The following is a 16,858-nucleotide window of genomic DNA, read 5'->3' on the forward strand; positions in this document are numbered from 1 at the left end:
GTGAAGCGGATGCCGGTTCGCGTAAGGAAACGCGTCAAAATAAAACTGGAGCCCGGCTTTGATTCATCAAAGCCGGAATAGCGCTAGGCGTTCCGCCACTTTTCCAGCGCGATGGCGGCAACTCCATAAACCAGGCTCAGCGCGAGCAGCGTCAGGATCGGACCGCGTATGTCTGCGAGTGTCGCGCCCATCTGGCCGAGCGAGACGAAGCCGTCGATGGCTGCGGTGCTCGGCACCGGCAGCGCCAGCCAGCGGGCGACCGGCGGCATCGCCTCGAACGGCCAGGAAAAGCCGGAGAGGAAGAAGAACGGCAGGCCAAGCGCCGCCATCACCAGTTGCACTGCGAGCGGGGTGCGGAAGGCGGCCGCTACGATCAGCCCGAGCGCGCCGGTTGCTAGGACGAAGGGCACTGCGAAGAGGAGGGTCGGCAGCAGCCCGCCTAAACGCGGGATGCCGTAGATGGAGGGCAGTACGACGAGATAGAGCGGCAGGATGACCGCCTCCAAGGCCAGATAGGCGAGGAGCTTGCCGGCCACCACGGCGAACGGGCCTGCGATCGTTCTTCCGTCAGGCGTGCGTCGCACGGCGTCCGCGCCCGGCAGGGTGCCGAGCAGGCCAACGCCGATCAGCAGCGTCTGCTGAAGGATCAGGATGAAGGCGGCTGGCAGCACGTAGCTGGCATAGCCCTCCTGCGGATTGAACAGCGGGATCGTGGTGAGTGGCATCGGGTTCACCGCCGCCCGCGCAATGGGGGCATCGATGCCGAGCCCTATCAGGCGCCGCATCTCGACCTCCGCGCCGACGGTGCGGGCGATGGCCGAAACGCCGAGCGCCACGCGCTGGTAGACGAGGAAATAGCTGGCATCGGCATAGAGCGCGATCGGCGAGGGATTGCCGCGCAGCAGCTCGCGCTCGAAGCCCTCCGGCAAGACGAGGATGCCGGAGACCTCGCGCGCGAAGACGCTGCGCCGGGCCTCCGGGAAATCGGGCAGCACTGACGCGACCGCCACATCCGGTGAGGCGTCGAGGCGGCGGACGAGATCGCGGCTGGTCACGGTCTGGTCCTGGTCGACGATCGCGACCGACGTGCGGCGTAGCACCTCGGCGCGGTAGGGCTGCGGATAGAGCAGCGCATAGATCGCGAGCGCCACGACCATGACGGAGAAGACCGGCCACAGCGTCAGGATGCGGCGGAGCTCATTGCGGAAGATGATCAGCATCCCGCTCATGCGGCCGCCTCAGTTTTCCGAGGCGCCGGAGCCTTGCTGCCGCGGCGCAGCGCCTCGAGTCGCAGAAGCAGCAGCAGGGCGGGGACGAGCACGAAGAAGCCGAGGATGACGAGTGGCTTCAGTGAGAGGTCGAGCGGCGTGCCCCGGACTGTCTGGTCGATGCGCAGCGTCAGGAACCAGGTGCCAGGCAAAAGCGCGCCCCACCATTGCGAGAAAAGGTTCATGCCGAAGCGCGGAAAGCTGATCCCCATGAAGCCGAAGGCCGGGGCTGTGACGAGGGTGGCGATGCTGACCGCGCTCGCCATCGGCTTGAGCAACAGTGCCAGCAGCCCGCCGATTAGCTGGCAGGCGACGATGAACAGCACCGCGCCAGCGACGAGGATCAGCCGGCTGCCCCGCAAAGGCAGGCCGAAGACGCCGAAAAGAACCGCATCAGCGATGCCGAGCACCAGCAGGAACAGAACCGTATAGGGCAGGAGCTTGCCGGCGATGGCCGGCAGCAGCCCGCCGCCGAGCCGGCGCAGGATGTGCAAGCGATGCGGCGTCTCGACGTCAAGGCCGACGGAATAGGCGGCGGTCGTGGTGACGACGATCTGCAACACGCTGGGCAGCAGTGCTGCGAGCAGGAAGAAGGTGTAGTCGAGTGTCGGGTTGAACAGCGCACTGAGCTGGACCGGCACGGGCTGCAGCGAGGCGCGCGCCTCCTCGGCCGGCATGCCGCGCGTTGTGCGCAACGACAGGCGAATGCCGGAGGAGACGGTCGGCAGCGCCGCATTGATGCCCCGGAGCACGAGGTTGCCGCTCGTCAGCGTCTGCGCGTTGTAGAAGAACACCACCTCCGGCTGGCGGCCGGCCTGCACGTCGCGTTCGAGGTCCTTGCGCAGATAGAGCAGGCCGTGGATGTGGCCGGAGAGGATCAGTCTTCGTCCCTCGGCCATGTCCGCGACTGCGGCGCCGACGCGCGTGTCGGGCGTCGCGTCGACCGCCCGGACAATGCTGCGCGACAGGTCCGAACGGTCAAGGTCGAGTACGCCGATCGGCAGGCGCGTCGCCAGCCCCTGATTGAACAGCAGCGTCAGCACAGCCATGACCGCAAGCGGTATGAGCGTGGTCATCACCAGCAGCAGCGGCCGGCGCCGCAGCCAGCCGAGCTCCCGCCAGAAGAGGAGCGAGAAGCCGAAATGCAGATCACCCCGGCGCCGCATCTCAGCGGCTCCGGTCTGTCCATTGCGCGATGACGCTCATGCCTGGGCGCAGACCCTCGACTGCGGCGACGGGCTCGGCCCGGACCTCGAAGGTACGCAGGTCGAAGCCGCCGGTCGCCCGTGTCGCGCGCCAGGTGGCGTATTGCCCCTGCACATTGATCACGGTGACGCGGACCTCGATGCCATTCCTGCCGAGCGCCGGGATATCGACCTTGAAGCGGTCACCGATCTTCAGCCCGCCCAGCAGATCCTCGCGTAGATTGAAGGTGAACCAGGGATGGGCGATGTCGATGAGCGAGAGCAGCGGCGCGCCGGCGCCGTAATTGCCGCCGAGTTCGGCCACGCGCGTCGTCACCTGGCCAGCTATCGGGGCGCGCACCGTCAGTTCGCCGATATCCGTCTCGCGCTGGGCAAGGCCGGCTTCCGCCTGCTTCACCTGCGCGGCGGCGAGGGCTCGCTCCTCCGGGCTCGCGCCTTGGGTGGCGAGCCGCAGATTGGCTTCGCTGGCCTCGCGCTTGCGGATTGCGGCGTCGAGGTTGCGGGTGGCCTCGTCGACGCGGGCTTGCGGAGTGCTTCCGCTGCGCACGAGTTGCGTCTGCCGGTCATAGACTTCCTGGTAGAGCTTCACATCGGCCTCGGCAGCCGCGAGTTCCGCCTTGCGCGCGTCGATCGTCTCCGGCCGGGTGCTGCCGATGCGCGCCAGATCCGCACGGGCGACGCCGACCGCCGCCGAGGCGGCGAGGCGGGCCGCCTCAAGCTGCGGGCTCTCCAGCTCGATGACGACGTCGCCGGCCTTCACTTCCTTGCCGACATCGGTGTTGAGCTTGGCGACGCGGCCGGCGACGCGTGCGCTGATGTCGATACGGTTGGCTGACACCTCGCCCTGAAGGATGAGCGGCGGCGGGCGGGTTGCGAACCAGAGCAGGGCGCCGAGCGCGGCGAGAACGGCGACGACAAGCACCCAGCCGATGTGACGCATGGGCCGACAGCTCCCGCAGGATTCGAGACTGTTTGAATATGTTCCCAACCGACAGTGCTTTGCAATCGCATTTGCTCGCGGGAGGAGAAGGTCCGGCCATCGACCGGTTCGATCGGGCCTCGCATCACGGCATCGTGCCGGCGGGACGGGCCTCTATCCGGCGATGCCTTCCCTCCTATGCGCGGAACCACGGTGCGGATGTCCCGGCGCTTAACGTAAGTTCCAGTTCCAGCATGTCAGGCCGGTGCTTTCGAGCGTCGGCCAGTGCAAGTCCGCACCTGAAGTCCACCATAATTCGGGCCTGCTACATGCCGTAGAGAATCTTCAGATTTCCGCTGGCTCGTAGCGCGATCACGATGCCATCTGCTGGCAGATAGATCTTTTCAAGCTGCGCGGAGGACAGGTGCCCTTCCATACGGAAGCCATCCTTCAGAGACCGGGTGAGCCTGGAATTGGCGGCATTCAGCAAATTCCCGTAGGCAATGCCGTAGTCGACACTGACCTTCGATCCAAGCTCAGCCGTAATCGGCGCGATCAACGGAGCGAGCGCGTCGTCGTCCGAGATCACCGCGAGACTGGAAAGGCGAACGGCATGCCCGTCTGTATCGACCTGAATTCCGCCGGTGAGATAGATCCATTTGCCATCGGCCGGATCCGCCTCGGAGGCCTTCGCTATGCGCAAACCAAGCACCAGCTTGCCGGATGACGGGTAGACGTCGATGTCACGGACTGAGACGCCTTGCACCGCTGGCATCGCGGCGATCGCCTGCTTCAGTCTGTCTCTTATCGTGTCGTAGCCGATCTTGACCGGGAGAATGACGTCGAACGTGCCAGGCCTGTCGACGTCCTGGCCCAAGGGCGGCAGCGGCGTGGCCGTGACTGACGACGGAGGCTGGCCGACAACGGTCGTGGCGGCCCCGGTCAGTTCGAGCGATCCCCGCAAGACCTCTGCGTCGGCACGGACACCGGCGAAAGAGGCGTTTTGCGGCGCGAGTTGCAGCCATATGGCGGGATGATCGGAAAGCTGGATCGGCTCGAATGCGTGCCGCCAGGCGATTGCCGCCTTGTCGCGGAGATTGAGGCGTCGCGCCGCCGCTCGTGCATGCGACCTGACGATACGAAGCTGAGCCTGGATGCGAGGTTCGGCGTACTTCGCCAGCGGGATCTCGCGGCCCATCACATGAAGCACTGGTGGCTCGCTCCAGCGAAAGCCGTCGCCGAAGTTCAAGTCGAGCGACCAGTCGCGGCCAAGCTGAGGATGGGCCTCGGCCTCGATCGTCGCGCTGGCCTCTGTCTCGCCGTGAATACGCGAGGTGATCCTGTTAGCGCCTTGCCCTTCGAGCACGCCATGAATCGGAACCGAGCCATAGATGTGGTCGCCGCGACCATACAGCGACACCGGCCCTGACCGCTCGACGTAGCCCCAGACGTCGCAATTGGCGTTGACCCGCAAGAACAGCACGCGCCTGTGCACGCAACTGATCTTCTCGTCGATGCTCGCGAGGCGGCGGGGAATGTCTTTCTCGATGTCGGAGGCGAGGGTACGCAGACCAAATTCGATACTGGCCGAGATGCGAGAATCCGTGCTGAACGGCATCACGGTGTCGGGAGTCAGCGGCGGTTTCTCGGCAGCCGACGCCGCACAAGTCGATCCAATGAGAACGACGGCCGCGAGCGCAGTGCCGAAGCGACGCCGGATCGGGTGGCAGCAGATCTTATGGTGCAATTTCATGACGGGTCTCGATCTTCGCGAAATTCAGGAAAGACTGAACGGGCAGCGAGAGCGCAATGGTCGGAACGGCGCAGGCGAAGTCCCGACGCGGTTGTCGGTGCGACCTGAAATCGTTGTGGGAATTACTATCCGTCGTCTTCATGGTTCGCCGCCCTTTATCACTCATGGGCATAATCCTCATCGAGCGGCGCCGTGACGGGAGCACGCCGAGCACCCGGTGCGACTTAATCTGCGCCGCTGTCGGGCAACTTCTGCCGGGCCGTCGCCGAAACCGGCTTGCCGCAATCGCTTGGCGCGGGCCTGTCCGCGAAGCGATCCATTATCCAACTGACCGCGGTATCGGCACTGTCCCGCGCGATGAAACCGTGTCCGACGCTTGGTACCCACATCATGGCGACCTTGCCGCCGGCCTCGCATTGCTGCTGGAAATACGCCCGAGTCACCTCGGGGCGAACGATGTTGTCGGTGGTGCCCTGCGCCAGAAAAAGCGGAATCTGCGGCGACAACGCGCCCGGCGTATTGCGGACGGCCAGCGAGCGCCATGGCTCGACAGTGGCAATGCTGGGGACCGAGAGGAAGGTCTGCTCAAGCGGCTTCTCGGTCCGCCGCCGCTCCAGGAGGTCGAAGATCGACTCGATGCACTCGGTCGACAGCCGGTCGACAGTCGGCATCGCCTGAGGCAACACGACTTTGTCGATCGGTGCTCCATAGACACGTGACCACGACCACAGAGTCATTGCCGTCAGGTTCTTGCCACCGGACGTCTTGAAATCGTCGTCCATCAGGGTCACGAGCGATGTCGCTGGCGCCGCCGCGGCGACCCCAACCAGGCGCAACTCCGGAGCATAGGTTTTGGCGATCAGCCCGGTATAGAGCGACGCCTGTCCGCCCTGCGAATGTCCCCACACGGCGAAGCGATTACCTTCGCCGACACCGGGCAGATTGCGCGCAGCGCGCACGGAATCGATCACCGCCCGCGCTTCGCTGTCGCCGACGAGATAAGGGTGCGGGCCAACCGTCCCGAGGCCGGGATAATCGGTCGCCGCAACCACGGGGCCCTGCTCGATGAGTCGGCGCAGGCCCGCCATCTGCTGGAATGCGAAGATTGCCAGCGACGGCGCGCAATGGGGCACCACGCCGGTGGTCGGATGCGCCCAGGCCACGATCGGCCGGCCACCGGCGGGCGCCGGACCAGGCGGGACCACGATGATGCCGGATACCGCAATCGGCTCGCCGTGCATGCCGGCAGAACGATACAACACCCGATAAGCTTGGGCGCCCGCGGGTGCGAACATCATGGGTTCGGATCGGATCAGGCTGCCCGGCGGTCCTGCGAGTTCTCGAGCGGATGCTTGATAGAATGCGGTTTGCGCCTGCGCCGTCGCCGCCGGACACGATAGCGCAGCCGCACAAAGCAGCGCGCCGAACCAGCGGGCCAGTCGCGGCGCGACAGCGCGGGATTTCTCCGGAACCTTCATGGCAGCCTCACGCTGGATCAATCGATGAAAGAAGGCGCATCCCGCGCAAAACATCGGGGACGTACCGTCGAGAGGCGGGCTCAGCGCCTATCGACGGATCGGATGCACGCCGTCTGTTCATGGCTGTCCTGTTCGACACGGCCGGAAACCTGACCTTGTAGCACGGCTCGCTCAGGCCTGCTGTGTCGTCGCGAAGGCGCCCGCGCCAATCGAGATCATCGCCAATGTAAAAGAAAAACTTTTGATCAATCGCGGTAGCATGGTTCGACCTCCCATGACGCTTGAATTCAGATGGCAATATTTAAGGGATGAGAAAACGCGCTTCTCCTGAGCAGGGTGCTTTGGCTCAAATCACTTCATATGCAAAAAGGGTCGCCACTAACGTGATACCAACAAGGCCGCAAAAGAAAATCATGTCGGCAATCTGTTCGATCCAAACGCTGAGCTCGGCGCGATTGGACCAGCGGATCGAAAGATAGGACGTCAGAGCGCTGGCAAGGAACGTCACCGCCACGATCGCCGCATATTCGTCGACATGCGATGCGCCGTACTTTGTTTCCGCGAGCTTGACCAGTCCAATCAAGGTCGTACATACGCCGATCATCGTGCCTGATACGGGCAGGATGTGTGAAGCCAGGCTGTCGGCTCGTGCGCGAATACCTAATCGGTCGGACATCGAATTCTCGGCTCCCTATTCTGCATGGCCCGTGGAGCGAGAGCCGCGCGCTCGGAAAGACCAATCGCGCGGCCGCGGATGCGCTGCCTATTGCCAGCCGCCGCCGGGGAGCCGGCCGTGATACGGCGTGTTGCGGCAATGACCCCACGGACCTCGCCAGTAGCCGGGAGGGCAGCGGTTCCCAGCCCTGCGTGGGCCGTAATAGCCGCCCGGATAGGGACCGTTGCCGAACCAGTGGCAGGCGCCGCCCGGTCCACGGTATCGGTTAGGACCGCAGCCATCTCGCGCGGCTGCAGGCTCAGTGGCGGCGAGCGCCGCTGCGATGATGATTGCGATCATTGCCGCGGCACGAAAGAAAGTTTTGGTCATAAAAGTTCTCCTTTGTGTCAACTATGAAGACGGTCTAAAAATCCGGGATCGTGGTTGGCGTCGCGAGCCGATCACATCCCGTTCATCCGTCGATGCCGAAAGGTTTGGCCGATCGATGGAAATCTCGATTGCGGCAACCGTTGCCGGGCGCACCGCAAGCAACGACAACGCAATATGATGACGTTGGACATCGAAGGGTGCTTTCAAAAGCGAAGAACAATTTCTGTGAACGCAAAAGAGAGTCGCTCTGCTCGAGGCCGCAGAACAGCCAGCTAGCTCCGGTAAGGCAGCGCGGGTAAAGCGCCTCGCTGTGATCGGCTCGGCGCCGCTAACCTGATTTTTGTCGAAAGTTCGAGCCCGAATTCTCGGCCAGTCACGCCAGGCCAGCTTGCTTGTCAACGCCTTGAGCACATCGCGCATCGTGACATTCGCGTAGGTTTTTCGGCCGACGTGCACATGATGATGACCGATGGTGACAGTCTTGTCTAGCTCGAGACGAGCCGTGAAAGCTCAGGTGTTGGAATCGGACGCCGGCGCGCCGGCCGTAGAACGACATTTCGCCCCCCTAGCTGGCGTGGTCTTCATCGGCGCGGAATGCCTGCACGGAAACGGGCAGCAACATTAGGAGACCCAACCACGCGGCGAGGTCGTATTCCTTGTCGAAGGTCGTCGCGCTTCCTGCCGCAGCGACTGACCGTAGCGTTCAGCCTCCGATGCCGGACTGCCTCCAGTCGCCGGGCTTCGATCGTCGGTTCGCGCCATGGCTGGGAACTCAGCGTCAAGTGCTGGTGGCATTCCGTTTGGTAATGCTTAAAATAAGCGTGCGCGAACAGCGTTGGAGGGTTCCATGTCGCGAGGCTTCAGCGCGATTCAGCAGGCGATCCTTGATGCTTTATCGGACAAGCTGGTGATCACGCTCTCGGCGATTGATCTCGCTCGCAAGATCAACCACGGAGTCCGCAGCAGATCGATAATCATATCGGTTCATCGCGCATTACGAACTTTGGAAGCTTTAGGAAAGGTGGTCCGCATCGAGGGAAAGTGGGTTTTGGCGACCAGGCGAAGGGAAGCCGGACGCTTTGCCCGTAAGAACCGGCAGGAGCCAATTGCTCATCAAAACGAACGATTGAAACTGCTTTCAAAAATACTCGGAATGCTCGGTTCGTCTGAGGATGGTGAAGTTCTGGCAGCAGCGCGAAAAGCAGAAGCCAAGAGGGTCGAGTTAGGCTTGTCTTGGGAAATGATCATCATGGGCCACACGATCTTGGCCGACTAATGGGACGCCCTAGGAATGTCTCTCCTTCTTTTCGGTCGTCGCTGGAAGTTCGATATCGAGCCATTCCAGAAGTTGTTTTACCCCGTACTGCTGCACAGCGCTTTCCTCGAGCGTGACATGGCGACCATCATCTAACGCATATGTAACGGTCCCTGGCTTTTGGTCTTCCGTCCGTTCGAGCTTTTTCATCGTTCCCTCCTGGTCGAACGGTCCACCACGCGCGGATTGCGGCAAACAGAAACGGAGGTAACGCAGGTTTTTTGCGGGCGTTCGATTCGGATTATTGGAAATTCGAACCCCTCAAACTTGCGCGTTGGCCTGTCCCGGCGATCGACTTAGATACTTCCTGCGACTCTAGAGCTGGGCTCCCTCACACCCACCACCCCGAGCTTCATTGATAAGCAGGTGTTCTGGCCGTGAGTTCCTTGGTGATGAACTAATGCAGATCGAAAGACCTCACTGCGACACCCGGAAACCCCCGCAAACGGATTAAGTTGCAGCGGGCGCTTACCGCGAATTGCCGGGAACGTCCCGCCCGCGCCGCGATGGCGCGCTATTCATCCTCTGACAGCTCGGCGTCCCAGCCACGCTCCTTGGCGCGGGCGATGGCCTCTGCATAGAGGCGGTTATGGCGCTCGGCCAACTCCGGCGGAAGCGCGCTCGGCAGGTTGCCGTACCGATCCCAGAGCTCCTCTATTTTGCATTTGAGCGCCTGCATTTGGCCAATGTTCCATCCTGCGCAGTCCTGTGTCTCGGGGATGAGACCGAACACGCGCGCATCGAGCACGATGCGTCCAAGTTGGGTGATGCCGTAGATGTCCTGATCGAGTCCGACGTATTTTTTATCCATGGGGAACACAGGCCTGAGATGAGTTGCGGGGGCGGCGGCCGTCAAAGTGTATCAGTCCGCCTTTGGGATTGAATAAGCAATTCAAATTTTTCCTTATTCAATTCATCTCTTATCGTAGGACCGTTCAGCCAGAGGAAGAGGGAACTGGCGGACCAAGCCGCTTCGCATCGTGCCATCCCGATTGAGCGAGGAGTCTCTACCGTGGACCAATGGGTCTCTTGGTGTCTCGTGGTGTTGCCGACGCTGCCGGCGCTAGCCGCGATCATCGCCCCGCTGGCCGGAGCAGGGCGGCCGGCACGGGCGGCGCATGTCAGCGTGGCTATGCTCGCTGCCACCACCGCGGTCGCATTGGCATTGCTTGTGGCAGTGCTGCGCGCGCCACAGGATGACGTGGCGCTGGTGCAACTTGGCCCGGCGGCTCTGCTGCTCGACCATCTTGCCATAGCGATGGCGGTGCTGGTCGCGGCCATCAGCCTGGTGGTGCACGTATATGCGGTGCGCTACATGGCCGACGAGCCCGGCTATCCGCGGTTTTTCGCCTTGCTCGATCTGATGACCGCCGTGATCTTGCTGATGGTCACCGCAGCCGATCTGCTGACGTTGCTCGCCGCCTGGTTCTTGATTGGAGTGTTGCTGTTCTTTCTGCTGGGGTTCGACACCAGCCGCAAGGCCAGCGGCCGCTATGCTTTGTGGACATTCTTGACCTATCGGGTAGGCGATCTGCCGCTCGTGGGTGCGGCGCTACTGTTGTGGCATGGCTATGGCACGGCGCAGCTGCCGGATCTGTTCTCGCGGATCAGCGCCGATCCGAGCGTGCACCTCGGCGAGGTGGCGGTGGTGCCGGTAGCGGCGATGCTGCTGGCGCTGGCGGCGTTTGCGCGATCGGCGCAGTTTCTGTTGCATACTTGGCTGCCTTACACCATGGACGGCCCCACGCCGGTATCCGCGCTGATGCATGCTGGCATCGTCAACGCCGGTGGATTTTTATTCAATCGCTTCGCTCCGGTATTTGTCCACGCGCCCCACGCGCTGCACCTGGCCTTCGTCGTCGGTGTTGTGACGGCGCTGGTCGGGTCGGCGCTGATGCTGACGCAGAACGATGTCAAAAAATCCTTGGGCTATTCCACCATGGGGCAGATGGGCTTCATGATCATGGAGTGCGGGCTGGGGGCATTTTCGCTCGCCGTCTATCACCTCATCGCACACGGGCTGTTCAAAGCCACGCTGTTTCTGAATTCGGGCAATGTGATTGGCGCGACCCGCCGCGACGATGGCGTGCCACCCGACGACATCTACACCTTCGTAGTCGAGCGTCGTCCGCTGCGCGCAGTGAAGGTGCCCTGGCTGTTGGCCGCGCTCATCACCGTGCTCGTGCCTGCGCTGGTGCTGGGCCTGTCGCACTGGCTGGTGGCGGAGGACTTCTTCCACAAGCAAGGCGCGGTGGTGTTGTTATTCTTCGGCTGGGTCACGGGAGCGCAGGTTTTCTTTTCCATTCACAAGCTTCCCAGCGAGAGCCCCTGGCGCTCGTTGACCATGATCCTCTTGTCCTTCCTGATCGTGGTGGTGGGTTACACGCTGATCGCGCATGCGTTCGAGGCTTTCCTCTACCCGGATCCGGTGTTGCGCGATGCCATCTACGCCGCTGCGGGCATCAACTTCCTGGCGTTCGATATCCTGGTTGTATTCCTAACCGTTGTGCTGGTCGGGGCCTGGCTCATGACGTTTTATGCCCAGTCGCTCGAATTCGAGGGAACGCCCGGCACGCTGTGGAACGCCATCTACCTCAATCTCTATGCGTTGTTTTCGCGGGAGTTTTACGTGCCCGACGTTTATGCCCAACTGGCGCGCGGCGCACTGGCCGCAACTAAGCGGGTGAATATCTGGCTGCGTTGGGTCTGAACGGTCATGGTCGCGCTGCTACTTGCCTTGATCCTGTTGCCGCTTTTTCCCCTGAGCATGCTGTTCAACGCGGGGCTCCAGATGCTGCCCGTGTGGCTGCGCATTCCAGCGCTAGTGGCTCTCCCCACTGCGGGCGCCCTGCTACTCAACCAGGCGACAGCGCCGGCCGGGCAATGGACAAATGCGCTGCAGCTATTGGCTGCGTTCACCGCACTGCTTTATGCTTGGCGGCTGCTCGCGGTGCAGGAGGTGTTCGTCTGGGCCCGTCTGCAGGCCACCTCGGCCTGGCCTCTTGTCTGGCTGGCCTGGCTGCATGGCCTCCATGGCACGAACCTCGTGCTGGTAGCTTTGGCGGTCACAATTCCCGCTGCGGCACTGATGATGATCGGCTGCAGCCTGAGCCGGCGTCTCGGAGGGGCGTATCTCGGATTGCGCGGACGCATCGGGCCGTCCTTTCCGCGTCTGACCGGCGTGTTTGTGGTGGCGTTGCTCGCAGCCCTTGCGGCTCCGCCCTTCCCGGGATTCTTCGCCATGTTCGCGGTGCTGAAGCAGGTTCCCGCGGGTCTCGCCGCTGTGGTGCTCGCGGTGTGGCTTTTGTGGAGCTGGGCGGCCGCGGCGCTGTGGCAGCACGGCCTGTTCGGAGACCAATGGCCACGCACAGCCGGCACGGTTGACCTGTCACGCAGCGGCGCAGCCCTGTGGCTGGTGCTCGCTGCTGCTGCCGCAGTGCTGGGTTCGATCGGAGGATGGTCATGGTGGATGCATTGAACCTCGGACGGCGTCTGCGGGTGCGTTCGACCGCCTACGTCGCGGGCGAGCCGGTGCCATTTTTCTGGCCGATGCGTAACTTCATTCACCACAACCCGCTCTACGGCCTTGAGCACATGCCTTTCGAGCAGGCCGTACGTCGCGGTGCGGAGCTGTTCCACGCGCGGATGTTCCTGCCGCGCAGCAACTACCAGCACTGGCAGCGCGAGGGCAAGGTGCGGCAGGATACCATTTCGGAAGAGCTCGCGCGCCGCGCTCAGGAACTGCCTGCGCTGCCGGGCGTCGACTGGCCTCGCTGGTTGCAGGCGCTGATGCAGTCGGCGCATGACCGCGATGCAGTGGTGCCGGGCGTGCGCGAGCAGGACGTCCACGCCGCGCTGCACGCAAAGCGGCCATCCGCCCACGCGGTGGATGTGGCTGCGCAGCTGCCCACGCTCAAGCGGCGCCTGCACGAGCTGACGCTGCTCGAAGCGGTCGACGCCTTATGGGGTCCGCGGCTCGCCGACGAACTTGATGAACTGGTCATCAAGAGCTGCCTCGACTTTTTCGACGAAGACCAATCTTCCTGGCGAATGCCGGGACGCGAGCGCGGCCTGTTCGCCGCCTGGAGCGAGATCGCGCGGCGCAATGCGCGACTGTTCCTGCGCGGGCTGCACGTGCGACGCATCCTTGATCGGGTGCAGGACGCCGAGAGCGCGGTTGTGCACGTCATGGAGGAAATGGGCATCGATGCCGACGACTGGTCGGCCTACTTCACCCGTGAGCTCACCAGGCTGCACGGCTGGACTGGCTTTGTGCGCTGGCGTTCGTCTGCCAAGCATTACTACTGGGCGCAGCGCTACCCCGCCGACGTCGTTGATCTTCTGGCCGTTCGCCTCGTGGTGGGGTTGGCGCTACTGCAGGAAAGCGCGCGCCATCGCCGTACGCCGGTTCGGCGCGAGCAGCTCGACGCCGTGCTGCACGATCGCGGCGCGGAGAGCCTGCTGCGCTACGCTTTGCACAGCGGCGATGTGTTGCCCGACTGGGCGCAGCGCATCGACGACACCTTGTCGCGCGGCGGCGGTAAACGCTGCGAGAGTCTGCTGCAACGCTACTGGCCGCTATGGCAGGCTCAGCGCGGGCAGGAGCAGGCCAGCATGCTTCGCGAACTCGCTGCCGCTGCCGATGCCACGGCGGTGCTCGATGCGCTGACGCCGGAGAACGTCGGGGGTCTGTTGCGGGGCTTGCACGAATTTGCGCCGCAGGAGGGCATGGTATGGACGCTGGCGATGGAAGCGGAATCCATCGACCGGTTGCTCACGCAGGTGCAGGTGCCCGAGGATCTGCCGGCCGGCAAGCGGCCATTCGCGCAGGCTTGGTTCTGCATCGATGTGCGTGCCGAGCCCATCCGCCGCCACCTGGAACGTGTCGGCGACTACCAGACGTTCGGCATCGCCGGCTTCTTCGGCGTGCCCGTGGGCTTCCTCGGCTATGGCAAGGGCAGCGAGAGTCACTTCTGTCCGGCGGTGGTTACGCCCAAGAATCTCGTATTGGAACTGCCCGCCGAGCTCGATCCAGAAGAGGACGACCTGCTCAGCACGCTCGGTCATGTGCTGCACGATCTCAAGAGCTCGGTGCTCTCACCTTACGTCACGGTGGAGGCGGTGGGTATCCTGTTCGGATTGGATCTGTTCGGCAAGACGCTGGCGCCGCTGGGCTATAGCCGCTGGCGCAACCGCATCGATGCCGAAAAGCCTGTTACCCGCCTGTTGGTGGACAAGCTCACCCGCGAGCACGCGGACTCCATCATCCGCACGCTGCAGCGGGCGATGATCGTCAAGGCACTGCATACCGAACTGCATATCGAGCGCGAGCGCGTGGATGACGACATGATCCGCGAACTGCGCGAAACCGCGTTGCGTCACCGCCAAGGTCCGACGCGGCTGCGCACGGCCTTCAGCGTGCTGGACAAGCAGGAGGCAGAGTTTATCGAGAAACTGCGTGAGGAATACCGCGTCGATGCTGACTACGCCAATTATCAGCTCGTGCGGCTAGGGCGCATCGGCTACTCGCTCGACGAGCAGGTCAATTACGTGCACACGGCCCTGACCATGATCGGGCTGACCAAGACCTTTTCGCGCTTCGTGCTCATCGTGGGCCACACCGGGCAGACCGAGAACAACCCCTATGAGTCGGCGCTGGATTGCGGCGCCTGCGGCGGCGCCAGCGGCCTGGTCAATGCTCGCGTGCTGGCGCAGATGGCCAACAAGAACGAGGTGCGCGAGCGGCTGCGCGGCATGGGCATTAATATTCCCGATGATACCTGGTTCCTGCCGGCGCTGCACATCACCACCACCGATGCCATTGAGCTGTTCGACCTCGACCTGTTGCCGCCGCGTCACCTTGTCTATCTGGATCGGCTGCGTAACGGCCTGCTCGCTGCCTCCAAGCTCGCCGCGGCCGAGCGCATGCCGAAGCTTCTGCCCGAGGCGCAGGCGATCGAGCCGGCGCAGGCCTGGCACTTGGCTCACCGCCAGGCGGTGGACTGGGCTCAAGTACGGCCGGAGTGGGGGCTGTCGAAAAACTTGTACGGCATCGTCGGTCGGCGCTCGCTCAGCGAGCATGCCGACCTGGAGGGGCGGCCCTTCCTGCTGTCGTATGACTGGCGCTGCGATCCGAAGGGACGCCTGCTGGAAAACCTGTTGGCGGCGCCGGTGGTGGTCGGTCAATGGATCAACCTCGAACACTTCTTCTCCACCGTGGACAATGCCCGCATGGGCAGCGGCAGCAAGGCTTATCATAACGTGGCGGGACGCTTCGGCGTGATGACCGGTAACCTGAGCGATCTGCGTACCGGCCTGCCGATGCAGACGGTGATGCGGGAGGGCCAGCCCTATCACGAGCCCATGCGCATGATCGCTCTCATCGAGGCGCCGCTGGATTTCGCCGGGCGCGCGCTGCAAAGCGTGGTCAAGGTCAAGAACCTGGTGCTCGGTGGCTGGATCCGCGCCATCGTGATCGATCCCACCCAGGGCTACAAACCCTTCGTCTTCAACAATGGCCAGTGGGAAGAGCGCTCGCCTCTCGTCGCTGCCGCCGAGGAGGAACATGCCGCATGAACGCCATCAAGCTGCATCCACTGAAAAAGCTGGAAATCATTCTCGAAGGCGCGCACAAGGAATTCGCCACCGACTTGCTCGATCGCGCCGGAGTCAAGGGCTACACCATCGTCGGCAACCTGTCGGGCAAGGGCAGCCACGGCATGTACGAAGGGCACCTGATGTTCAATGAGGATGATGCCCTCATCATGATCATCGTCGCCGTGCCGCAAAGCCTGTTCGATCCGCTGCTAGAAGGCTTTCAGCCGTTTTTCGAGGCCCACTCGGGCGTGATTTTCGTCAGCGATATCCAGGTCGGTCGTCCGGTCAAGTTCATGGCGTGAGCTGGACGAGCTGCGGATGCTTGGGCGAGGCCAGCGGGCGCGCCTGCTGGGTGAGAAACGCCAGGAAGGATTGAGCCACCGCTGACAGCCGCTTCCCCTTGCGGTGCACGACAAACCATTGCCGCACGATCGGGAAACTCTCCACATCAAGGATGACCAGGCGGCGTATCGCCAGCTCGAGCTCCAGAGTGTGCAGCGACAGGACGCCCAAACCCAGGCCGGCTTCGACCGCCTGCTTGATCGCCTCGTTGCTACTCATTTCCATCGCCGAATGGAATTCCACCTCGTAACGCGAAAAATGTCGCTCCGCCGCATTGCGCGTGCCCGAGCCGGGCTCGCGGGTGATGAAGGGCTGGCGACTCAGTTGCATCAGCGGAATCTGCCGACGTTCGGCCAGGGGATGCTCGGGCGAAGCGATGACCACCAGCGGGTTATCGAGAAACCCGCGAGCGACGAGTTCGGCGTCCTCTGGCGGTTGCCCCATGATGGCCAGATCTTTGTTCGATGCCGATAACGACTCCAGGATCTGCGTTTGATTGGACACCTGAAGGCGCACCTGCACCCGGGCGTGGCGGGCGCAAAAGGCTGCGATCAGTTTGGGCATAAAATAGTTGGCCGTACTCGCCACCGTGAGGTCGAGTTCCCCACGTTGGACGCCGCGGAACTCCTCCATCGCCGATTCAAGGTCGCGCATCTTGGCGGCGACGAGCTTGGCGTGGCGATGCAACTCGCGACCGGCATCAGTCGGCTGAATCTGTTTTCCGACGTGGTCGAACAGCGGCACGCCGACCTGCTCTTCCAGCTGCCGCATCTGCATCGAGACAGCCGGCTGCGTCAGATGCAGCGCGTCGGCCGCGCGCGTGAAGCTCTGCTGATGCACGACTGCGTCGAAGATCTGGAGCTGTCTTAAGGTCAGGTGCATGGCTGATCCATAAGCGAGGCTAATGCATCAGATCAATAATAACAATTAGTTTTT

At 63.1% G+C, this 16,858-nt stretch carries 15 protein-coding genes; 5 read left to right on the top strand and 10 right to left on the bottom strand.

The genetic code is table 11. From position 1 onward, the window contains the following. Positions 1 to 83: 83 nt before the first annotated feature. The 7 genes from ACS3WB_RS11290 to ACS3WB_RS11320 form a co-directional block, all read right to left on the bottom strand. Positions 84 to 1,229: an ABC transporter permease gene (locus ACS3WB_RS11290; RefSeq protein WP_438275654.1), complete on the bottom strand. Its 1,146-nt coding sequence runs from the start codon at positions 1,227 to 1,229 to the stop codon at positions 84 to 86. Beyond that, complete coding sequence (locus ACS3WB_RS11295; RefSeq protein WP_438275655.1) at positions 1,226 to 2,434, bottom strand: ABC transporter permease; 1,209 nt, start codon at positions 2,432 to 2,434, stop codon at positions 1,226 to 1,228. The genes ACS3WB_RS11290 and ACS3WB_RS11295 overlap by 4 nt, the downstream gene beginning before the upstream one ends. A 1-nt stretch (position 2,435) precedes the next feature. Continuing rightward, positions 2,436 to 3,413, bottom strand: coding sequence for an HlyD family secretion protein (locus tag ACS3WB_RS11300; RefSeq protein ID WP_438275656.1), 978 nt, complete (start codon positions 3,411 to 3,413; stop codon positions 2,436 to 2,438). A gap of 304 nt (positions 3,414 to 3,717) precedes the next feature. Beyond that, complete coding sequence (locus ACS3WB_RS11305; protein ID WP_438275657.1) at positions 3,718 to 5,145, bottom strand: DUF4403 family protein; 1,428 nt, start codon at positions 5,143 to 5,145, stop codon at positions 3,718 to 3,720. A gap of 224 nt (positions 5,146 to 5,369) precedes the next feature. Further along, positions 5,370 to 6,623 (bottom strand): lipase family protein, encoded by a 1,254-nt coding sequence (locus ACS3WB_RS11310; protein WP_438275658.1) that lies wholly within the window; start codon positions 6,621 to 6,623, stop codon positions 5,370 to 5,372. Positions 6,624 to 6,969: 346 nt separating this feature from the next. Then, the gene (locus ACS3WB_RS11315) at positions 6,970 to 7,299 is read right to left on the bottom strand and encodes a hypothetical protein (RefSeq protein WP_438275659.1); all 330 of its coding nucleotides are present in this window, start codon (positions 7,297 to 7,299) and stop codon (positions 6,970 to 6,972) included. A gap of 87 nt (positions 7,300 to 7,386) precedes the next feature. After that, positions 7,387 to 7,638 carry a hypothetical protein gene (locus ACS3WB_RS11320; protein ID WP_438275696.1) on the bottom strand — a complete coding sequence of 84 codons (252 nt, stop codon included), beginning with the start codon at positions 7,636 to 7,638 and terminating at the stop codon, positions 7,387 to 7,389. An 877-nt stretch (positions 7,639 to 8,515) separates the two neighbouring features. Between ACS3WB_RS11320 and ACS3WB_RS11325 the strand changes: the two genes are divergently transcribed. Continuing rightward, complete coding sequence (locus ACS3WB_RS11325; protein ID WP_438275660.1) at positions 8,516 to 8,944, top strand: hypothetical protein; 429 nt, start codon at positions 8,516 to 8,518, stop codon at positions 8,942 to 8,944. 9 nt (positions 8,945 to 8,953) lie between these two features. Here ACS3WB_RS11325 and ACS3WB_RS11330 read toward each other — a convergent pair whose 3' ends face one another. Both ACS3WB_RS11330 and ACS3WB_RS11335 read right to left on the bottom strand, forming a co-directional pair. Further along, positions 8,954 to 9,133: a hypothetical protein gene (locus ACS3WB_RS11330; RefSeq protein ID WP_438275661.1), complete on the bottom strand. Its 180-nt coding sequence runs from the start codon at positions 9,131 to 9,133 to the stop codon at positions 8,954 to 8,956. 364 nt (positions 9,134 to 9,497) lie between these two features. Further along, positions 9,498 to 9,794, bottom strand: coding sequence for a hypothetical protein (locus tag ACS3WB_RS11335; protein WP_438275662.1), 297 nt, complete (start codon positions 9,792 to 9,794; stop codon positions 9,498 to 9,500). Between the two features lie 201 nt (positions 9,795 to 9,995). Here ACS3WB_RS11335 and ACS3WB_RS11340 point away from each other — a divergent pair, with 201 nt between their 5' ends. From ACS3WB_RS11340 to ACS3WB_RS11355, 4 genes are all read left to right on the top strand, one after another. Beyond that, complete coding sequence (locus tag ACS3WB_RS11340) at positions 9,996 to 11,693, top strand: proton-conducting transporter transmembrane domain-containing protein (protein ID WP_438275663.1); 1,698 nt, start codon at positions 9,996 to 9,998, stop codon at positions 11,691 to 11,693. Between the two features lie 81 nt (positions 11,694 to 11,774). Continuing rightward, entirely contained in the window at positions 11,775 to 12,461 is a 687-nt protein-coding gene (locus ACS3WB_RS11345; protein WP_438275664.1) for a hypothetical protein, read from the top strand. After that, positions 12,446 to 15,559 carry a DUF2309 domain-containing protein gene (locus ACS3WB_RS11350; protein WP_438275665.1) on the top strand — a complete coding sequence of 1,038 codons (3,114 nt, stop codon included), beginning with the start codon at positions 12,446 to 12,448 and terminating at the stop codon, positions 15,557 to 15,559. The genes ACS3WB_RS11345 and ACS3WB_RS11350 overlap by 16 nt, the downstream gene beginning before the upstream one ends. Next, entirely contained in the window at positions 15,556 to 15,882 is a 327-nt protein-coding gene (locus tag ACS3WB_RS11355) for a P-II family nitrogen regulator (RefSeq protein ID WP_438275666.1), read from the top strand. The genes ACS3WB_RS11350 and ACS3WB_RS11355 overlap by 4 nt, the downstream gene beginning before the upstream one ends. Here ACS3WB_RS11355 and ACS3WB_RS11360 read toward each other — a convergent pair. Next, entirely contained in the window at positions 15,872 to 16,804 is a 933-nt protein-coding gene (locus tag ACS3WB_RS11360; RefSeq protein ID WP_438275667.1) for a LysR family transcriptional regulator, read from the bottom strand. The genes ACS3WB_RS11355 and ACS3WB_RS11360 overlap by 11 nt on opposite strands. Positions 16,805 to 16,858: the final 54 nt, after the last annotated feature.

This window comes from Nitrobacter sp. (assembly GCF_051535215.1).
Taxonomy (GTDB): Bacteria; Pseudomonadota; Alphaproteobacteria; order Rhizobiales; family Xanthobacteraceae; genus Nitrobacter.